Raw genomic sequence first — 19,942 nt, forward strand, 5'->3', positions numbered from 1 at the left:
AGCTGTGAAAAGCGAAGTGGCTCGGAACCGACGCCGGTTCCGAGCCACTTACGGCTGCAAAGCCCTACTTCGGCTGCGGCTTGCGCACCGACAGGTGCAGCTCCCGCAGCCGGGCCTCCTCCAGCTCCGTCGGCGCGCCCATCATCAGGTCCTGGGCGTTGCCGTTGAGCGGGAAGGAGATGGTCTCGCGGATGTTCGGCTCGTCCGCGAGGAGCATCACGATGCGGTCGACACCCGGGGCGATGCCGCCGTGCGGCGGGGCGCCGAAGCGGAACGCGCGCAGCATGCCGGCGAACTTCTCCTCGACGGTCTCGCGGTCGTAGCCCGCGATCTCGAACGCCTTGAGCATGATCTCGGGCTCGTGGTTCCGGATCGCGCCGGAGGACAGCTCGACACCGTTGCAGACGATGTCGTACTGCCAGCCCAGGATGTCCAGCGGGTCCTGGGTCTCCAGCGCCTCAAGACCACCCTGCGGCATGGAGAACGGGTTGTGCGAGAAGTCGATCGCGCCGCTCTCCTCGTCCTTCTCGTACATCGGGAAGTCGACGATCCAGCAGAACCGGAACACGCCCTCCTCGAAGTGCCCGGCACGCTTGGCGGCCTCGACCCGCACCGCGCCCATGATCTTCGAGACCTCGTCGAACTCGCCCGCACCGAAGAACACGGCGTGACCGGCGGCCAGCGACAGGCGCTTGGTCAGCTCGGCGACGTTCTCCTCGGTGAGGAACTTCGCGATCGGACCGGTCAGCGAGCCGTCCTCGGCGACGCGGACCCAGGCCAGGCCCTTGGCGCCCTGGGAGACGGCGTAGTCACCGAGCTGGTCGAAGAACTTCCGCGGCTGCGCGGCGACGTCCGGCACCGCCAGCGCCCGCACGTGCTTCCCGGCGAACGCCTTGAACTCCGAACCCTCGAAGACATCGGTGATGTCGACGAGCTCCAGCTGGGCCCGCAGATCCGGCTTGTCCGAGCCGTACTTCAGCATCGCCTCGCGGAACGGGATCCGCGGGAAGGGAGACGTGACGTGACGGCCGTTGCCGAACTCCTCGAACAGCTCGGTCATGAGCTTCTCGATCGGCTGGAAGACGTCCTCCTGCTCGACGAAGCTCATCTCGACGTCGAGCTGGTAGAACTCGCCCGGCGAGCGGTCCGCGCGCGCGTCCTCGTCACGGAAGCAGGGCGCGATCTGGAAGTAGCGGTCGAAGCCGGAGATCATCAGCAGCTGCTTGAACTGCTGCGGCGCCTGCGGGAGCGCGTAGAACTTGCCCGGGTTCAGCCGGGAGGGGACCACGAAGTCGCGGGCGCCCTCGGGGGAGGTCGCCGACAGGATCGGGGTCGCCATCTCGTTGAAACCCAGCGCCGTCATCTTGTGACGGATCGCGGAGATCACCGCCGTGCGCAGCATGATGTTCTTGTGCATGCGCTCGCGGCGCAGGTCGAGGAAGCGGTACTCCAGGCGCCGCTCCTCGTTGACCCCGTCCTCGGTGTTGATCGTGAACGGCAGCGGGGCGGCCGCGCCGAGCAGCTCCACCTCGCCGACCTCGACCTCGATCTCACCGGTGGGCAGGTCCGCGTTGATGTTCTCGGTACCGCGGGAGACGACCTTGCCGTCGACGCGGACCGTGGACTCCTTGGTCAGCCTGTCGAGGGCCTCGTACGCGGGCGTGCCCGGCCGGGCGACCAGCTGCGTGATGCCGTAGTGATCGCGCAGATCGATGAAGAGGATGCCGCCCAGGTCGCGCCGATTGTGCAGCCAGCCACTCAGTCGGACGTCGGTACCGACGTCAGAGGAGCGGAGCTCGCCGCAGGTGTGGGACCTGTACCGATGCATCGTCGTTCATCCAGCCTTCGCGGATCGGGGTCTGTTTCACGTGAAACTCCCCCAAGCCTACCGGGGCCCCCGGGACCGCTTCCCACCATTACAACTCGGCCAACAGTGGCACTCCGGGAACTCCTGTTCTTAAAGTGGGGCAATGCGCACTGGTGAGCCCCTGCCCGCCGTGGGGGACGTCCTCACCGCCCTCGCGACCGGCCTGTGGCACTGGGACACCGCCACCGAGCTGGTCACGGTCGATGCCGAGGCAGCTCGGCTGCTCGGCCTGCCCGCCCGACGGACCACCCTCACCGAGGCCCAGGCACGGGCCCGTCTCCACCCGGTCGACTGGAACGAGATCATCAGCGTCGTCGGTCTCGCCGTCGCCGAGGACACCCTCGCCGAGGTCCGGATCAGGATCATGGACGAGCGGGGCCGGGTGACCCGTACCGTGCGCAGCCGCTCCAAGCCGTCGTACGACGCGGACAAGAAGTCGTTCCAGCTGATCGGCACGCTCCAGGAGGTCACCGAGCCGACCCCCGGCACCCCCGCCGGACGCACCGCGGTCACCGGCGACTGGCGGCGCTCACGCGAGGCCTTCCTGCTGGACGCGGGCCGCGCCCTGGCCGAGGCCCGCTCCACCGCCGAAGTGCTACGGGTGGCCGCGGGCCTGTCCATGCCCGGGTTCAGCCCCGACGGCCTGGCCGTCTTCGGCGTCGAGGGCGACCGTCTGACGATCATCGGCCACCACGGACAGCAGCCCGGAGACGAGAGCCCCTTCTCCCACATGTCCCTGGAGACGGACTACCCGGCCGCCGAGGTCGTGCGCACCGGCCGTGCCGTCTATCTCTCCAGCCCCGAGGCCTACCGCTCCCGCTATCCGGTCACCTGGCCGCTCGCCCAGCGCTTCGACCGCCAGTCCTGGGCGTTCCTGCCGCTGACGGTGGCCGGCCGCACCATGGGCGCGTGGATGGCGGGCTTCGCCTACCCGGTCGCGTTCACACCGGACGAGCGCTCGGTCCTCACGACGGTGGCACGGATGCTGGCCCAGGCCCTGTCCCGCGCAGGCCTCGCCGAGTCGGAGCGCGAGCTGACCGACGGCCTCCAGCGCTCGATGCTCCCCACCCTCGGACCCGAGATACCCGGCATGACCGTCGCCGCCCGCTATGTCCCCACCGGCGGCGGCCTCCAGGTCGGCGGCGACTGGTACGACATGATCCCGCTTCCCAACGGCAGGTTCGCCCTGGTCATCGGGGACGTCCAGGGCCATGACGTGCGCGCGGCGGGCCTCATGGGCCAGCTCCGGATCGCCCTGCGCGCCTACGCCGCCGAGGGCCACCGCCCCGACGCGGTCCTCTCCCGCGCCTCACGCTTCCTGAACGGCATGACGTACGGCGTCGACGCCCCCTCCGACACACGCTTCGCCACCTGCCTGTACGTCGAGGCCGATCCGGTGACCGGCGTCCTGGAGGTGGCGCGGGCCGGGCATCCCGACCCGGCGATCCGCATGGCCGACGGCACGGTCCTGGCCCGCCACACCGAAGGCGGCCTCCCGCTGGGCATCGACCCGGACGCCGACTACCCCACGACCCGGATCGTCCTGGAGCCCGGCGAGACGCTCATGCTCTGCACGGACGGGCTGATCGAGACCGGCGGCCACGACTTCGAGACCGGCTGGAAGCGCATCCGCACCATCCTGGAGGCCCACGACGGAGGCCTCGAGGAACTCGCCGACGCCCTGGTCCAGGCCGTCCACGGCCCCTCCTCCCACCACACCACCGGCCCCTTCGCCGACCGCCGCGAGGACGACATCGCGGTCCTACTGCTGTGCCGGCAGGGGGAGGGCTGCGGCTGCGGGGACACAGCCGTCACGGCGCCGCCGGTCCGCCGCACGATGCTCTCGGTGGCCCAGGCGGAACCGGAACGGGTCGGCGTGGCCCGCCGGCAACTGCGCGAACTGCTGCACGACTGGCCCTCGGCCGACCAGGTCGACTCGGCAGTCCTGCTGCTGTCCGAGATGCTCACCAACGTCCTCGTCCACACCGACGCGGACGCGCTACTGCTCGCCGAGGTCCGCGGCGAGGCGGGCGACCGGCGGATGCGCGTCGAGGTCACCGACACCAGCGACGACCTCCCGCACAAACGCCGCCCCGGCGAACTGGCCTCCTCGGGCCGCGGCCTGATGCTGATCGAACTCCTCGCGGACCTGTGGGGGGTGGACCCCCAGGGGGAGGGCAAGAGCATCTGGTTCGAGCTGTACGAGTCCTCGGGGGAGGCCTCGGAGTAGCGCTCCCGCGAATCCCGGTTCGGGGCTGGAGCCGCGGCTCCACGAAAGCGACTGAATCGATACTTCTTTCGCCATATCGGGTGAACGACCGTCCTTCGGACATCAGTTGCAAGCGCCGGTGCCTAGTTTCCGGAGCGGAGGTGATGCTCGATGGACGAGCAGAACAACACGGAACAGCGCCAGGACGCGATCGACATCAACGACTTCGTGTTCGCGGCGACGGGGGCGCGGGTGCGGAGATTGACGATGCCGGACGGGACGCACTGGTTCCCGGCGGTGGACGTGTGCAAAGAGCTGGGGTACATCACTACCCGAAAGGCACTGCTGGACCACGTTCCCGAAGAACACCGAGACTTTCTCGAGAGTGTGACTGGAAGGCACACTCTCAGCATTCCCGCAGGTCGGGAGTGGCGACGAGACATGAACCTGGTGGATCTCCAGGGTCTGATCCGGTTGGTCAACGGCTGCACAAAGCCCGCCTCCCGGCACTTCAAGGAGTGGGTCTCGGAGGTCATCGCCACCATCCAGCGCGACGGCTCCTACGCCCTGGAACCGGCGGCCGTCCAGCCCGCCCCCGCCGGCTGCACGGCCTACGTCATGCCGCAGCAGATCACCGATGCCCTCGTCGCACTCGAACAGCGGAGCATCCGGACGGACGAGCTACTGCGGCAGATCAACAACAGCCAGACCGCGATCGTCGAGGTGTTGCGGGACATCGCCCAGACCCTCCGACGTCCCACCGACCGAGCCCGCCCCGTCCAGGCACCGGAGTTGACGCCCGATCAACTCCTGATCAACTGGAAGACCAGGAACCTCGTGGTCACCGAGGACATCCACAAGGTGGCTGCCCACTTGGCCCCGGCCCTCCTGCACGGCGGAGCCGACTACAGCATGGAGGAGATCGCCGTCTGCACAGGGCTCACACCCGACCGCGTCCGCGATTGCCTGGAGTTGCTGTCCGAGCATGGGTGCGTGCGGCAGGTGGGCCGGGCTCCTGACGGCGCACCGTTCTACGTGCTGCCGTAGCCCCTGGGCACCCACACAGAACAGGCCCGAAGCCGCAATCCAAGCTTGCGGCTTCGGGCCTTGTCGTACCGTACTCGTCCTCGCAGCCCCTACAGGCCACCCTCGGACATCCCGTGCACGGCGGGGATCGTCCCCAGCCGTCCCTTCTGGAAGTCGTCGAACGCCTGCTGCAACTCCTCGCGGGTGTTCATCACGAACGGACCGTAGTGCTCCATCGGTTCGCGGATCGGCTGTCCGCCCAGGAGCACGACCTCCAGGTCCGGCGCGTTGGAGTCCTGCTTCTCGTCGGCGCGGACGGTGAGAGAGGAACCGGAGCCGAAGACGGCGGTCTGGCCCAGGTGGATCGGGCGGCGCTCGGCACCGACGCTGCCGCGTCCCGCCAGGACATACGCGAGAGCGTTGTACTCCTCGCTCCACGGCAGCGTGATCTCCGCGCCCGGCGCCAGCGTCGCGTGGATCATCGTGATCGGGGTGTGTGTGATGCCAGGGCCCTGGTGGCCGTCCAGCCCGCCCGCGATCACCCGAAGCAGTGCGCCGCCGTCCGGCGAGGTCAGCAGCTGGACCTGGCCGCCGCGGATGTCCTGGTAGCGCGGGTCCTTCATCTTGTCCTTGGCCGGGAGGTTGACCCAGAGCTGAAGCCCATGGAACAGCCCGCCGGACTTCACCAGCGACTCGGGCGGAGTCTCGATGTGCAGGAGGCCCGAGCCGGCAGTCATCCACTGAGTGTCGCCGTTGGTGATGGTGCCTCCACCACCGTTGGAGTCCTGGTGGATGAAGGTGCCGTCAATGATGTACGTGACGGTCTCGAAGCCACGGTGTGGATGCCAGGGGGTCCCCTTCGGGGCGCCGGCAGGGTAGTCCACCTCACCCATCTGATCCATCATGATGAACGGGTCGAGGTGCCGGTAATGGATTCCGGCGAACGCTCGTCGCACCGGGAAGCCCTCGCCCTCGAAGCCACTCGGCGCCGTCGTCACGCCGAGGACGGGACGGGCCACCGCGTCCGCCGTCGCGGCCACGCGAGGCAGGGTCAGCGGGTTGTCGACAGTCACTGCAGGCATGTCGGTACCTCCTTGTGGTTCGAGTTTAGTTGAGCGTTGAACTTTCTGCCACCTCTAACGGCAGAAGCCCGAAGGACATTCCCTCCAGGCTTCTCCGAGACCCCGCACCCCCTGAAGAGGTCAGGCGGCGAGCTCCGGTTCCCGATCAGCCGCGTTCTTCGATGTCCGCCGGTCGTCCCGCATCACGAGCGTCGCCAGCAGCGCCGCCGCCAGGACCCCGATCGCACTGACCGTGAAGGTCATGGACATGGAGGCGGTGAAGGCCTCGCGGGCCGCCGCGACCAGCCCCGGATCCTTCAGAGCCACCGCCCCGGCTATCGAGTGCCTCGCCCGCTCCGGCGTCCCCTCGGGCATCCGGCCCGCGAAGCCGCTCGACAGGAGCGAACCCAGGATCGCGATGCCCAGCGCGGTGCCGGCCTGCTGGACGGTGTCGTTCAAGGCCGAGCCGACGCCCGCTTTGTCCTCGGGGATGGTACCCATCAGGGCGGCCACCGCGGCCGGCATCGCCAGACCCGCGCCGAGCCCGAGCAGCCCGAGCGCGACGGCCGGGACGGTGAAGCCGGAGTCCGCCGTGACCGTGGTCAGCAGGGCGAAGCAGGCCACCATCACCAGCATGCCCGCGAGGATCACCCACCGGTTGCCGTACTTCGCGGCGAGCTTCACCCCCACGCCGTTGCCCAGCAGGGCCGTGACCGCCAGGGGCAGGAAGGCCAGGCCGGCCTTGACCGGTGAGTAGCCGAGCACGAACTGGAGGTACTGGGTGAGCACCAGCAGCAGGCCGCCGTTGCCTGTCTGGACCAGGGCCAGCGAGAGCGAACCGCCGCTGAAGTCGCGGTGTTTGAAGAGGACCAGCGGGACCATGGGGGACTTCGTGACGTTCTCCCAGATGACGAAGCCGGTCAGGGACACGAGGGCCACGGGCAGGGCGGCCGTCCACACTCCGTGCTGCGGGAGCTCGATGATCCACCAGACGAGGGCGGTCATCCCGGCCGCCGACAGCACGGCGCCCAGCGGGTCGGCCTTCTGCCAGGGCGCCTTCGACTCCGGCATGAGCGTCAGACCGGCGACGATCGCCAGGGCCACGACCGGCACGTTCAGGTAGAAGATGGACTGCCAGGAGAAGTGGTCGATCAGGACGCCGCCGAGTACCGGGCTGCCGACCAGACCGAGCATCGCCACCGAACTCCAGGCCGCCATCGCCTTGCCGCGCTCGTCCTCGTCGAAGACGGTGATGAGGATCGAGAGCGTGGACGGCATGATCAGGGCGCCGCCGATGCCCATCGCGACGCGTACGGCTATCACTTCGCCGGGAGTGGTGCACCAGGTCGCGGCCAGTGAGGCGGCCCCGAAGAGCAGGAGCCCGATCAGCATCACCTTCCGGCGGCCGAACCGGTCGCCCAGGCTTCCGGAGGTGAGCAGGAGCCCGGCGAAGACCAGGATGTAGGAGTCCAGGATCCATTGGGTGTCCTGGGCGCTCGCGCCGATCTCCTCGGTCATGACCGGTACCGCCACGGTCAGCGCCATGCTGTCGACGACCAGTACCAGGCTGCTGAGGCAGAGCACGACCAGGATCCACCAGCGGCGTGGGTTGCGGGCTTCCAAGGCGTCGTCCATGACAGTTCCCCTCCGGCTTCGTGAACACCGTTCCTTCGTTGCGAACACTGTACGCATGACGGAACACCGTACGCAAGACTCGATTGATGTACGCTCTGAGCGAACGGCGTACGCAGCAGGTCGGGTCGCGGAAGAAGGAGTACCGATGACGACGAAGCCGAGCCCCATCCCCTCCGTCTGGGCCCGCCCTCAGCGCGAGTCCGACCAGCCGGCGCTCAGCCGTGCCGCGATCGTGCGCGAGGCGATCGTCATGCTGGACGCGGAGGGCGTCGAGGCGCTGAGCATGCGCAAGCTCGCCACCCGGCTGAACGCCGGGGCGGCCTCCCTCTACCGGCACGTGGCCACGAAGGACGAGCTGATGGAGCTGGCGGTGGACGAGGTCGCCGCGGAGATCCACGTCCCGTCGGCGGACGGCTCCGAGTGGCGCGCGGCCGTCACGGAGGCGGCTCGGTCCTTCCGTACGACGGCGCTGCGGCACCCGTGGCTGCCCCCGGTGCTCGGCCAGGCGGGCCTCGCCTATCTCGGCCCCAACCTCATGTCCTACTCGGAGCGGCTGGCGGCCCTGTTCACGGCCGCCGGATTCCCCGATCCCGGCACGGCGATCGACGCGGTGCTGTCGTACGTGATCGGCATGAGCACCACGGAGGCCGCGTGGCTCACCACGGTCGCCCGCTCCGGCGACTCCGAGTCGGGCCTGATCGCCCGCCTCCTGCCCGCGGTGCAACAGGCCACGGCCCCCCACAGCCATCTGTCCCAGGGCTACGCCGAGACGGAGGAGGCGGCGACCACGGACCCGGCGGCGCTGAGGGAGGCGAAATTCGAGGCCGCCCTGGACATCGTCCTGGACGGCCTGTCACTGCGCCTTGAAACACCGGGCTCCTGAACCCCCGGGCACCGGCATACGCGGGGCAGGGCGCGCTATCCGTACATCCTCCGCATGGCGAACTCGACCATCTGCTCCACCGCCTTCGCGTCGAAGACGATCCGGTGCTCACCCTCCATGTCGAGGACGAACCCGTACCCGGTCGGCAGCAGGTCGAGGACCTCGGCGCCGGTGATCACGAAGTACTTGGACTCCTTGCCCGCGTACCGCCGCAGCTCCTTGAGGGTGGTGAACATGGGGATCACCGGCTGCTGGGTGTTGTGCAGGGCGAGGAATCCGGGGTTGTCGCCGCGCGGGCAGTAGACCTTGGACGTGGCGAAGACCTGCTGGAAGTCCTCGGCCGACATCTGTCCGGTGGTGAAGGCGCGGACCGCGTCCGCGAGGGAGGGCGGGGACGGCTCGGGGTACAGCGGCGGCTGCTGGCCGTACCCGCCCGCACCGCCGGCCATGGGCTGCTGCGGCGGGACGCCGTACTGCTGCTGGGCACCAGCGCTCTGGTCGTAGCCGTACATGGGCGTAAGAGTACCGAGGGGGTGGGGGTGGCGGGCGGCTACCGGCGCCCGGAAACCGACAGCGACCCGACAGCCGCCGGCCCTGGGCTTCCGGGGACCGCCGCTCGTAGCGTCGATCCATGCGCCGACATCACGACAACGAGGTCCATGAGGACGAGATCCACGAGCACGACCGAGGGCTCTCCTACGACCTTCCCGTGCTCGCCCGCCGACGGATGATCCGGCTCATGGCGGGCGTGGGGGCGGGTCTGGTGCCCCTGGTGGGCTGCACCGCCGACGACACCTCTTCGGCCGCCGCATCACCCTCCGCGCCCTCGGCGGGCGCCGCGAGTTCCGCCGAGTGCGCCACCGTCCCCGAGGAGACCGCCGGGCCCTACCCCGGCGACGGCTCGAACGGCGTGAACGTGCTGAAGGAGAGCGGGGTCGTCCGCGCCGACATCACCAGGAGTTTCGGCGACTCTGCGGGCGGCACCGCCGAGGGCGTCCCCCTGACCTTCACGCTCACGGTCGTGGACGCCGCCTCCGGCTGCGGAACCCCGAAGCGGGGTGCGGCCGTCTATGTGTGGCACTGCGACCGCGAGGGCGGCTATTCGCTGTACACCGAGGGCGTCGCCGACGAGAACTACCTGCGCGGTGTCCAGGAGACCGACGACCGGGGACGGGTCACCTTCACCAGCGTCTTCCCCGGCTGCTACACCGGCCGCTGGCCGCACATCCACTTCGAGGTCTACGGCAGCCTCGCGGACGCCACCACGGCCACCGCGATCACCAGCACCTCGCAGCTCGCGCTCCCGAAGGACGTCTGCGACGCGGTGTACGCCACCGAGGGCTACGAGAGCAGCGTGGACAACCTCGGCCGGCTCTCGCTGGAGTCGGACAGCGTCTTCAGGGACGGCCACGACCAGCAGCTCGCGGTGGTGAAGGGGAGCGTGGTGGAGGGGTACACCGCCACGCTGACCATCGCGGTGTGAACCGTCACAGATGGCCGGATCGGGGTTGCGACTTATTACCGACGGGTAGCATCATCGGAGCTACTTGTTGGTATGTGAACTAGCGCGAGGAACGACGTGCCTCGCCGAACTCTTAACGGAGCCGTCGCCATGGGGCACTACAAGTCGAATCTGCGCGACATCGAGTTCAACCTCTTCGAAGTACTCGGGCGGGACAAGCTGTACGGCACCGGTCCGTTCGCGGAGATGGACGTCGAGACCGCCAAGAGCATCCTCGAGGAACTGACCCGACTCTCCGAGAACGAGCTCGCGGAGTCCTTCGCGGACGCCGACCGCAACCCGCCGGTCTTCGACCCGGAGACGAACACCGCGCCGGTCCCGGCGTCCTTCAAGAAGAGCTACAAGGCCTTCATGGACTCCGAGTACTGGCGGCTCGGCCTGCCCGAGGAGATCGGCGGCACCACCTCCCCGCGCTCCCTGATCTGGGCGTACGCGGAGCTGCTGCTCGGCTCGAACCCGGCCGTGTGGATGTACTGCTCCGGCCCGGCGTTCGCCGGCATCCTCTTCGAAGAGGGCAACGAGGTCCAGAAGCGGATCGCCCGGATCGCCGTGGAGAAGACCTGGGGCTCCACCATGGTCCTCACCGAGCCGGACGCCGGTTCGGACGTCGGCGCCGGCCGCACCAAGGCGGTCCAGCAGGAGGACGGCTCCTGGCACATCGAGGGCGTGAAGAGGTTCATCACCTCCGGTGAGCACGACATGGAGGAGAACATCCTCCACTACGTCCTCGCGCGCCCCGAGGGCGCCGGCCCCGGCACCAAGGGGCTGTCCCTCTTCCTCGTCCCGAAGTACCTGTTCGACTTCGAGACCGGCGAGCTGGGCGAGCGCAACGGCGTGTACGCGACGAACGTCGAGCACAAGATGGGCCTGAAGGCCTCCAACACCTGCGAGATGACGTTCGGCGACCGGCACCCCGCCAAGGGCTGGCTGATCGGCGACAAGCACGACGGCATCCGCCAGATGTTCCGCATCATCGAGTTCGCGCGGATGATGGTCGGCACGAAGGCGATCTCCACGCTGTCGACGGGCTACCTCAACGCCCTGGAATACGCCAAGGAGCGCGTCCAGGGTCCGGACCTGGCGAACTTCATGGACAAGACCGCGCCGAAGGTCACCATCACCCACCACCCCGACGTGCGCCGCTCGCTGATGACGCAGAAGGCGTACGCGGAGGGCATGCGCGCGATGGTGCTCTACACGGCCTCCATCCAGGACGAGATCCAGATCAAGGAGGCCGCCGGCGAGGACGTCTCCGCGCTGGAGGCGCTGAACGACCTGCTCCTCCCGATCGTCAAGGGCTACGGCTCCGAGAAGGGTTACGAGCAGCTCGCCCAGTCGCTGCAGACCTTCGGCGGCTCCGGGTTCCTCCAGGAGTACCCGATCGAGCAGTACATCCGCGACGCCAAGATCGACACCCTGTACGAGGGCACCACCGCGATCCAGGGCCAGGACTTCTTCTTCCGGAAGATCGTCCGCAACCAGGGCGCGGCCCTCAACTCCCTCGCCGAGGACATCAAGAAGTTCCTGGCGCTGGGCACCGGCGGCGAGGACCTCGCGGGTGCCCGTGAGCACCTGGCCAAAGCGGCCGTCGAGCTGGAGGCCATCGTCGGTCTGATGCTGACCGACCTCGCGGCCACCGAGCAGGACGTCAAGAACATCTACAAGGTGGGCCTCAACACCAGCCGCCTGCTGATGGCCTCCGGTGACGTCGTGGTCGGCTATCTGCTCCTCAAGGGCGCCGCGATCGCCGCCGAGAAGCTGGAGACCGCCTCCGCCAAGGACAAAGCCTTCTACACCGGCAAGATCGCGGCGGCGAAGTTCTTCGCGGCCAACGTCCTGCCCGGCGTGACGCTGGCCCGCAAGATCGCCGAGGGCGTCGAGCTGGACCTGATGGAGTTGGACGAGGCCGCGTTCTAGGACACACCTGTACAGCTGCACACGTCCTCACAAGGGCCCGCTCCGCATCGCCGGGAGCGGGCTCTCGTACGTCGTTAAGGTGAACCCATGAGCGCACCCCACCGCCTCGACCGCGGCCACACCGACGACCTCATGACCTTCCTGGCGGCGAGCCCCACGCCGTACCACGCGGTGGCGAACGCCGCCGAGCGGCTGGAGAAGGCCGGCTTCCGCCAGGTCTCGGAGACGGACGCCTGGGACGCGGAGACCGCGGGGGCTTCCGCCTCGGGGAGCGGCGGCAAGTATGTGCTGCGCGGCGGCGCGATCATCGCCTGGTACGTCCCCGAGGGTGCGGCGCCCCACACGCCGTACCGCATCGTCGGCGCGCACACCGACTCCCCGAACCTGCGGGTCAAGCCGCTGCCGGACACCGGGGCGCACGGCTGGCGCCAGGTCGCCGTGGAGATCTACGGCGGGCCGCTGATGAACTCCTGGCTCGACCGTGACCTGGGGCTGGCCGGCCGGCTGACCCTGCGGGACGGTTCGACGCGGCTGGTGAACGTGGACCGGCCGCTGCTCAGAGTGCCGCAGCTGGCGATCCACCTGGACCGCGCGGTGTCGGCGGAGGGGCTCAAGCTCGACAAGCAGCGGCATCTGCAGCCCATCTGGGGTCTCGGTGACGACGTGCGCGACGGTGACCTGATCGCCTTCCTGGAGGAGGAGTCGGGGCTCGGCGCGGGCCAGGTGACGGGCTGGGACCTGATGACGCACTCCGTGGAGGCGCCCGCCTACCTGGGCCGGGACAAGGAGCTGGTGGCCGGCCCGCGCATGGACAACCTGCTGTCCGTGCACGCCGGGGTGGCCGCCCTGACCGCGGTGGCCGGCGGCTCGGAGCTGCCGTACATCCCCGTCCTCGCCGCCTTCGACCACGAGGAGAACGGTTCGCAGTCGGACACGGGCGCCGACGGGCCGCTGCTCGGCGGGATCCTGGAGCGCTCGGTGTTCGCGCGCGGCGGGTCGTACGAGGACCGGGCGCGGGCCTTCGCGGGGACGGTCTGTCTGTCCTCCGACACCGGGCACGCCGTGCACCCCAACTACGCGGAGCGGCACGACCCGACGCACCACCCGCGCGTCAACGGCGGCCCGATCCTCAAGGTCAACGTCAACAACCGGTACGCCACGGACGGTTCGGGCCGGGCCGTGTGGGCCGCCGCCTGCGAGAAGGCCGGCGTGCCGTTCCAGTCCTTCGTCTCCAACAACTCCATGCCCTGCGGCACGACCATCGGCCCGATCACCGCGGCCCGGCACGGCATCAAGACCGTCGACATCGGTGTGGCGATCCTGTCGATGCACAGCGTCCGGGAGTTGTGCGGCGCGGACGACCCGCATCTGCTGGCGAATGCTCTGGTGGCGTTCCTGGAGGGGTAGTTCGCGGGAAGTGGGGGTACCCGCAGGTTCGGGCCGGAACGACCGGACCGGACAGGGAGGCGACACTCATGGGCCTCGGCGGGTGCATCATCCTCATCGCCGTGGGAGCAATCCTCACGTTCGCCACCGACTGGCACATGCAGGGGGTCAACCTCGACCTGGTCGGTGTGATCCTGATGATCGTGGGACTGATCGGCGTGACGACGTTCAGCAGCATCGCCCGGCGGCGGCGCGTGGTGGTACCGCCCACCACGCCGACGGTCGTCGAGGAGGAGCGGCATGTACGCCGGGACGGATACTCCGACGGATACGGCGTTTAAGTCGGATTCATAGACAACCGTGAGCAATCTGTGATCCAGGTTGACTTGTCTGCTTGTGTGAAAGTCGTGAAGACTCGGGATCCTTGAGAGCCCGGGGGGTCAGCAGTGCCGGGCGTGAACCACCAGCACACCCGGGGGCTCCCCGTGCTCCACCCCACGACGACCGTCGCGGCGCCCGGTCCGGGATCTCCGCGCCCCCACCGGCACGCCGCTCGTCGCGCGCACGCCGCACCCGACGAATTCGACGGCCCGCAGCGCCTGCTGGCGCTGATACCGGCCCACAACGAGCAGGACCGCATCGCCGACGCGATCCAGGGCCTGTGGCGGCAGACCCGGCGTCCCGACCTGATCGTCGTGGTGGCCGACAACTGCACCGACGCCACCGCCGAGATCGCCGTCGCGCACGGCGCCCGCGTCTTCTTCACCCAGGGCAACGCGTACAAGAAGGCCGGCGCCCTCAACCAGGCCATCGCCTGGGTGCTGCCCCATCTCGAGGACCGCGACCTGCTGTTGGTCCAGGATGCCGACACCGTGCTCAGCCCGTGGTTCAGCGAGACCGCGCTCGGCACCTTCAACCGCAAGGTCGGCGCCGTCGGCGGGATCTTCTACGGCGAGGACGGCGGCGGTCTGCTCGGACTGCTCCAGCGCATGGAGTTCCACCGCTACGCCTGGGAACTGGAGCGCACCGGCGGCAAGGCCCAGGTGCTCACCGGCACCGGCACCATGTTCCGCGCCCGCGTCCTGCGCGAGGTGCGCGCCGCCCGCCGCGACGGAGTGATCGGCGGCGGCCACGCCTACTACAGTCTCGCCTCGCTCACCGAGGACGACGAGATGACCAAGGCGGTCAAGACCCTCGGCTACCGGACTATGTCCCCGGCCGGCTGCGCGGTCACCACCGAGGTCATGCCCACCCTGGGCAAGCTGTGGCACCAACGGCTGCGGTGGCAGCGCGGGGCGCTGGAGAACCTGCGCGACTACGGCTGGACCCGTGTCACCGCCCGCTACTTCCTGCAGCAGCTCCTCATGGGGTTCGGCGCGCTGTCCTTCCTGGTCTATCTGACCTACATGGTCACGTACAGCGCGCTGTACGGCTGGCCCGGCTTCTCGCCCTTCTGGACCGCGATCGGGCTCGTCTTCGTGGTCGAGAAGACGGTATCCGTGCGCCGGGCCGGTCCGCGTGCCGTGCTGGTGGCGGCGCTGATGATCCCGGAGATGCTCTACGACCTTTTTCAGCACGCCGTCTACTTCTCCTCGCTGTGGGGCCTGTTGCGCCGCAGCGAGGAGAAGTGGGTGGCCACCTGAGCCTCACATCCCTCGAAGGAGAAGCATCATGTACGGAAGAGTCATCGGCGCGGGAACGACCGGTGCCGGGGGCGCCACGCTCGCGGCGACCGGCCTGTGGGTGAACAGCATGGCGATGGTCGTGGCTGCCACGACGCTGGTGGCGGCCGGGGTCGCGCTGTTCAAGCTGGTTCCGCGGAGGCGGTGACCGCACTCCTGAAGGCAGACCGGGTGGCCCGTCGTACGCGACGGGCCTCGTCTCGGTGGCGCGCCGGCATCACGTACAACCCTTGGGCCCCGCCAGAGGTCTCTTGACCGCGAACTGGCCGTGTCCCAGAGGACAACACGTGGCGAACACGGACGGCGCGCACCCCATTGACGCGGATGCCCGCCAGGCATCCCCCGCATGCCGCAGGAGAACCCGCATGCACCAGTACCGCCATCCGTACCTGCGACTCGCCCTCGCGACGGCCGCCGCTGCCGCGCTGACGGGCGGTCTGCTCACGGTCTCGGCGACGACGGCCACCGCCGCCGACTCGTTCAAGGTCGCGAAGGCCGACTTCAACGGCGACGGCATCGGCGACGTCCTCGCCACGGCCGCCGGCGCCTCCGTCAGCGGCCACGCCAACGCCGGCCAGGTCGTCGCCCTCTACGGCAGCGCCTCCACCGGCGTGACCTCGGCCAAGCGCACGGTCCTCAGCCAGAACTCCGGCACCGTGCCCGGCAGCGCCGAGACCGGCGACTGGTTCGGCGGCGCGACGGCTTACGCCGACTTCAACGGCGACGGCTACGACGACCTCGCCGTGGCCTCGCCGTACGAGAAGGTCGGAACCGACACCGACGGCGGCGCCCTGGCGATCCTGTGGGGCTCGGCGAGCGGCCTGACCGGCAAGGCCAGCGACGTCCCGGACCCGGCCGTCTCCTCGCACGACAACTGGGGCCTGTCCCTGGCCGCCGGCGACTTCGACGGCGACGGCAAGGCCGACCTGGCCGTCGGCAGCTCGGCCGCCACCCTCTACGTCTACAAGGGCGGCTTCAGCAGCTCCACCGGCCGGCCCGGCGGCCGCTACACCGTCAAACCCCCGATCCAGCCCGGCTCGGCCGACTTCCCGTACGGCCCCGAGCAGCTCACCGCCGGCGACGTGAACGGCGACGGCCGCACCGACCTGGTGGTCGACGGCTTCGAGACGCAGACCCAGAACGGCTGGAACACCAACTACTTCGTCCCCGGCACCGCGAGCGGCCTGAGCGTCGCGAGCGTCAAGACCCTCAAGCCGGGCATCGTCACCGGCATCGGGGACATCAACGGCGACGGCTACGGCGACATCGTCACCGGCGCCGACTGGGACGCCACCACCAGCGACGGCCAGACCATCCCGGACGCCGCGAACGGCGGCAAGGTCAGCATCACCTACGGTTCCGCGTCGGGCCCCGCCTCGACCACCGGCATCACCCAGAACACCGGGAACGTCCCCGGCAGTTCGGAGAAGGGCGACGGCTTCGGCTGGGACCTGGACCTGGGCGACGTCAACGGCGACGGCTACCAGGACCTCGTGGTCTCCACCCCGGCGGAGGACCTCGGCAGTGTCACCGACGCCGGCATGGTCACCGTCATGTACGGCTCCGCGAGCGGCATCAACACCTCCACCGGCCTCCAGTCCTTCGCCCAGAACACGACGGGCGTCCCCGGCACCGACGAGAAGGGCGACCTGTTCGGCGCCGACGTCAAGCTCGACGACGTCAACGGCGACGGCCGGGCCGACCTGGTCGTCGGGTCGTACGAGGACGGCGGCGACGGGGCGGTGACCTACCTGCCCTCCACCGGCACGAAGATCGGTACGACCGGTTCCCGCGCCCTCTCCGTGACCGCGGTGGGCGTCTCCACCTCCGGCACGGCACAGTTCGGCGCGCTCTTCGCCGACTAGCCCGCGGGCGGGCCCGGGAAGCGGGCCCGCCCTCCCTTACGGATGGGGTGGATCAGCGCAGGCCGGCGAAGAGGTCGTTCTCGGGTACGGCCGCGCCGGTGGTGTCCCGGACACGTACGAACGTCTCCATGCCCATCAACTCGCCGAACCGCTCCTTGCCCATCCCGAGGAAGAAGATGTTCTCGCCCTGACTGGCGTGCGCGGCCAACGAGTCGAACTTCTGACCGCTGAACGCGGTGGTGTCCACCCACGTGGTGATCTCGTCGTCGGGCAGGCCGATCTCGGCCAGCGCGGCGGCCTCGGCGGGGTCCGGCTCGGGCCTGTCCTCGTGAAACTCGCGCATGATCTCGCCGAACCGCTGCATCATCGAGCGGGGCATCGTGGTCCAGTACACCTTCGGCGTCAACGCGGTCATCTCCAGCGCCGCCATCGTGATGCGGTGGGCCTGGATGTGGTCGGGGTGACCGTAGAAGCCGTTCTCGTCGTAGGTGACGACCACATCAGGCCGGTAGTGGCGCATGAGGTCCGCGAGCCGGGCCGCGCCTTCCTGCACGGGGGTCTGCCAGAAGGATCCGGGGGCGTCGTTGCTCGGCCAGCCCATCATCCCGGAGTCGGCATAGTCCAGCATCTCCAGATCGCTGATCTTCAGGACGTCACAGCTCGCCTCGAGTTCTTGGCGGCGCAGCAGGGCGACCGCCGCCGGATCGTGCCCGGGATCACCTGGCTTGACACCCCCCGGCCCGTCACCGCAACCGCCGTCGGTACAGGTCACGAGAACCGTGCGGATGCCTTCCGCCGCGTACCGCGCGAGGACTCCTCCGGTTCCGGTGGCCTCGTCGTCGGGGTGGGCGTGTACTGCCATGAGCGTCAAGGGCCGGTCAGTCATGAAGAAGTCCTCCTGCGGACATACGTCTTGGTCCGGGTGCGCGGCGGGCGTACCGCGATCCTGGAGACCGGATCCCACCGGTCCCTCGTCGATGCAACTCCATCGGCCGGACCGACTGTTCCCGGCGCGGCCGCCTCGCCGGTAGAGGTCGCGGATCGTCGTGCAGATCAGCGCATGGGCGGCCGGGTCGACGTCGTGGCCACGGGGGACATCGAGGACGTCGGCGACCGTGCCCTGGGACTGCGGCAGGTGGCCCCGCAGGATCCCGGGGGCGCCTCCGCGGGTCATCCCGTCGACCGGGGGCGCGGACACAATCTCCCGCGGGCTCGTCTTCGCCGCCCGCCGCGGCGAGGGGCAGCAGCCATGCGTGGAGCAGCCCGTACCCCACGTACGGGACGAGTCGCCGCACCCGCTGACCGCGTGGGCACGGGAACAGCCGGGGAGCCGCTGACCTTCGCCGGCCGCGAGGCCGCGAGGCGCTGGCCGGGGACGTCCGCGCACCTCCACGCGCGCGTGCGGCGCGAGACGGACTCAGCCCGTCGGCCTATCGGCGGCGTTGCGGAGCGGGCGCCGGGGAAGCGGTAACGACATGAGATTCCTCGTGCGCGACCGGCTCCTCGGCTTCGGTGACGACTACTGGATCGAGGACGACCAGGGCAACAAGGTGTTCCTCGTCGACGGCAAGGCGATGCGCCTCAGGGACACCTTCGAGCTGAAGGACACCAGTGGGCGGGTCCTGATCGACATCCGCCAGAAGATGCTCGCCCTGCGCGACACCATGCTGATCGAACGGGACGGCGAGCCGCTGGCGACGATCAAGCGGAAACGCCTGTCGCTGCTGCGCAACCACTACCGGGTGGCCCTCGCCGACGGCAGTACCGAACTCGACGTCAGCGGCAAGATCCTCGACCGGGAGTTCGCCGTCGAGTACGACGGTGAGCTGCTCGCGGTGGTCTCACGACGTTGGCTGCGCGTGCGGGAGACCTACGGCGTCGACATCGTCCGGGACGACGCGGATCCGGCGCTGCTCATCGCGGTGGCGGTGTGCGTGATCCACCTCGCCGACAAGGAGCGGGAGGACGACTGACCCATCGGGACGTCACGGGACCCGGACGTCACAGGACCCGGTCCTTCAGGGCCGGGAACTGCTCCCTGGTCACGGACACCTTCCCGGGGTCGAACTCCACCGTGAGGATCTCCTCGCCGGCGCCCGCCTCCCCGAGGACCTCGCCCCACGGATCCACCACGATCGAGTGACCGGCCTGTGGAACTCGCGCGTGCGTCCCGGCCGTTCCACAAGCGAGCACGAACGCCTGGTTCTCGACCGCCCGCGCCCGGGCCAGCAGCGTCCAGTGCGCCCGGCGGCGCTCCGGCCAGCCCGCCGGGATCACCAGGGTCTCGGCGCCCGCGTCGACAAGACCGCGGAAGAGTTCGGGGAAACGGAGGTCGTAACAGGTGGCGACGCCGACGATCGTCTCCGGCAGACGGACCGTCACCAGGTCCTCGCCGCGGCCCATCAGCACGGCCTCGCCCTTGTCGAAGCCGAAGCGGTGGATCTTGCGGTAGGAGGCGGCCAGTTCACCGGAGGGCGAGAAGAAGAGGGAGGTGTTGTAGAGGGTGCCGTCAGGGGCCCGCTCGGGGACCGAGCCCGCGTGCAGCCACACGCCCGCGTCGCTCGCGGCCTTCGCCATGACCTCGTAGGTCGGGCCTTCCAGCGGCTCGGCCTCGTTCCCGAACTCCTCGAAGGCAAACGCCCCGGTGGTCCACAGCTCCGGCAGCACGACGAGGTCGGCACCGGCCTGATCCCGTACCAGCGACGCCACGCGACGCCGACGCGATTCGACCGATTCGTCCTCATCCACGGCGATCTGGATCAGAGAGGCGCGCACACTACCACCGTCCTGGCATTCGAGCCGTCCATTACGGGCCTACGATCGTCACACGAAAGCACTGCCGGGGTGCCTCACAGCAGCGTAACTTAGCGTTCCAAGACACCCGCCGAC

The 19,942-nt window shown here is 69.3% G+C and carries 17 protein-coding genes and 1 pseudogene; 12 read left to right on the forward strand and 6 right to left on the reverse strand.

Annotation, left to right across the window (positions count from 1 at the left end):
* Positions 1–64 precede the first annotated feature (64 nt).
* Complete coding sequence (gene aspS / locus OG841_RS22990) at positions 65–1,828, reverse strand: aspartate--tRNA ligase (RefSeq protein WP_371566773.1); 1,764 nt, start codon at positions 1,826–1,828, stop codon at positions 65–67.
* 142 nt (positions 1,829–1,970) lie between these two features.
* Here aspS and OG841_RS22995 point away from each other — a divergent pair, with 142 nt between their 5' ends.
* Together OG841_RS22995 and OG841_RS23000 are read left to right on the forward strand one after the other, a co-directional pair.
* On the forward strand, positions 1,971–4,097 hold the full coding sequence (locus OG841_RS22995; RefSeq protein WP_371566774.1) for a SpoIIE family protein phosphatase: 2,127 nt from the start codon (positions 1,971–1,973) through the stop codon (positions 4,095–4,097).
* Positions 4,098–4,247: 150 nt separating this feature from the next.
* Entirely contained in the window at positions 4,248–5,123 is an 876-nt protein-coding gene (locus OG841_RS23000) for a BRO-N domain-containing protein (RefSeq protein WP_371566775.1), read from the forward strand.
* Between the two features lie 89 nt (positions 5,124–5,212).
* On the opposite strand, the gene OG841_RS23005 is transcribed toward OG841_RS23000, so the two are convergent.
* On the reverse strand, positions 5,213–6,184 hold the full coding sequence (locus OG841_RS23005) for a pirin family protein (protein ID WP_371566776.1): 972 nt from the start codon (positions 6,182–6,184) through the stop codon (positions 5,213–5,215).
* A gap of 120 nt (positions 6,185–6,304) precedes the next feature.
* A complete protein-coding gene (locus OG841_RS23010) occupies positions 6,305–7,798 on the reverse strand; it encodes an MFS transporter (protein WP_371566777.1) in 1,494 nt (497 codons plus the stop codon).
* Between the two features lie 145 nt (positions 7,799–7,943).
* Here OG841_RS23010 and OG841_RS23015 point away from each other — a divergent pair, with 145 nt between their 5' ends.
* Positions 7,944–8,681 (forward strand): TetR/AcrR family transcriptional regulator C-terminal domain-containing protein, encoded by a 738-nt coding sequence (locus tag OG841_RS23015; RefSeq protein ID WP_371566778.1) that lies wholly within the window; start codon positions 7,944–7,946, stop codon positions 8,679–8,681.
* A gap of 35 nt (positions 8,682–8,716) precedes the next feature.
* Here OG841_RS23015 and OG841_RS23020 read toward each other — a convergent pair whose 3' ends face one another.
* Complete coding sequence (locus OG841_RS23020) at positions 8,717–9,193, reverse strand: SseB family protein (RefSeq protein ID WP_326666706.1); 477 nt, start codon at positions 9,191–9,193, stop codon at positions 8,717–8,719.
* A gap of 119 nt (positions 9,194–9,312) precedes the next feature.
* On the opposite strand from OG841_RS23020, the gene OG841_RS23025 reads away from it, so the two are divergent.
* From OG841_RS23025 to OG841_RS23055, 7 genes are all read left to right on the forward strand, one after another.
* The gene (locus tag OG841_RS23025; protein ID WP_328639770.1) at positions 9,313–10,164 is read left to right on the forward strand and encodes a dioxygenase family protein; all 852 of its coding nucleotides are present in this window, start codon (positions 9,313–9,315) and stop codon (positions 10,162–10,164) included.
* 129 nt (positions 10,165–10,293) lie between these two features.
* Positions 10,294–12,120, forward strand: coding sequence for an acyl-CoA dehydrogenase (locus OG841_RS23030; protein WP_328639769.1), 1,827 nt, complete (start codon positions 10,294–10,296; stop codon positions 12,118–12,120).
* A gap of 87 nt (positions 12,121–12,207) precedes the next feature.
* Positions 12,208–13,527 carry a M18 family aminopeptidase gene (locus OG841_RS23035; protein WP_306978759.1) on the forward strand — a complete coding sequence of 440 codons (1,320 nt, stop codon included), beginning with the start codon at positions 12,208–12,210 and terminating at the stop codon, positions 13,525–13,527.
* 68 nt (positions 13,528–13,595) lie between these two features.
* Positions 13,596–13,847: a DUF6458 family protein gene (locus OG841_RS23040; RefSeq protein ID WP_062040842.1), complete on the forward strand. Its 252-nt coding sequence runs from the start codon at positions 13,596–13,598 to the stop codon at positions 13,845–13,847.
* 261 nt (positions 13,848–14,108) lie between these two features.
* Entirely contained in the window at positions 14,109–15,149 is a 1,041-nt protein-coding gene (locus tag OG841_RS23045) for a glycosyltransferase (protein ID WP_371570794.1), read from the forward strand.
* A 28-nt stretch (positions 15,150–15,177) separates the two neighbouring features.
* Positions 15,178–15,336, forward strand: a complete 159-nt coding sequence (locus tag OG841_RS23050; protein WP_328639767.1) for a hypothetical protein — start codon at positions 15,178–15,180, stop codon at positions 15,334–15,336.
* A gap of 217 nt (positions 15,337–15,553) precedes the next feature.
* Positions 15,554–17,053 (forward strand): FG-GAP and VCBS repeat-containing protein, encoded by a 1,500-nt coding sequence (locus OG841_RS23055; RefSeq protein ID WP_328639766.1) that lies wholly within the window; start codon positions 15,554–15,556, stop codon positions 17,051–17,053.
* 52 nt (positions 17,054–17,105) lie between these two features.
* Here OG841_RS23055 and OG841_RS23060 read toward each other — a convergent pair whose 3' ends face one another.
* Entirely contained in the window at positions 17,106–17,939 is an 834-nt protein-coding gene (locus tag OG841_RS23060; RefSeq protein WP_328639765.1) for a PIG-L family deacetylase, read from the reverse strand.
* Positions 17,940–18,243: 304 nt separating this feature from the next.
* Between OG841_RS23060 and OG841_RS23065 the strand changes: the two are divergent.
* Both OG841_RS23065 and OG841_RS23070 read left to right on the forward strand, forming a co-directional pair.
* A pseudogene (locus OG841_RS23065) lies at positions 18,244–18,532 on the forward strand (AraC family transcriptional regulator); the annotation flags it as partial.
* On the forward strand, positions 18,529–19,026 hold the full coding sequence (locus OG841_RS23070) for an LURP-one-related/scramblase family protein (RefSeq protein WP_328639764.1): 498 nt from the start codon (positions 18,529–18,531) through the stop codon (positions 19,024–19,026). The pseudogene OG841_RS23065 and the gene OG841_RS23070, both read left to right, overlap by 4 nt.
* A gap of 28 nt (positions 19,027–19,054) precedes the next feature.
* On the opposite strand, the gene OG841_RS23075 is transcribed toward OG841_RS23070, so the two are convergent.
* Positions 19,055–19,828, reverse strand: coding sequence for a carbon-nitrogen family hydrolase (locus OG841_RS23075; RefSeq protein WP_328639763.1), 774 nt, complete (start codon positions 19,826–19,828; stop codon positions 19,055–19,057).
* Positions 19,829–19,942: the final 114 nt, after the last annotated feature.

Origin of the sequence: Streptomyces canus (assembly GCF_041435015.1) — a bacterium.
Taxonomy (GTDB): domain Bacteria; phylum Actinomycetota; class Actinomycetes; order Streptomycetales; family Streptomycetaceae; genus Streptomyces; species Streptomyces canus_G.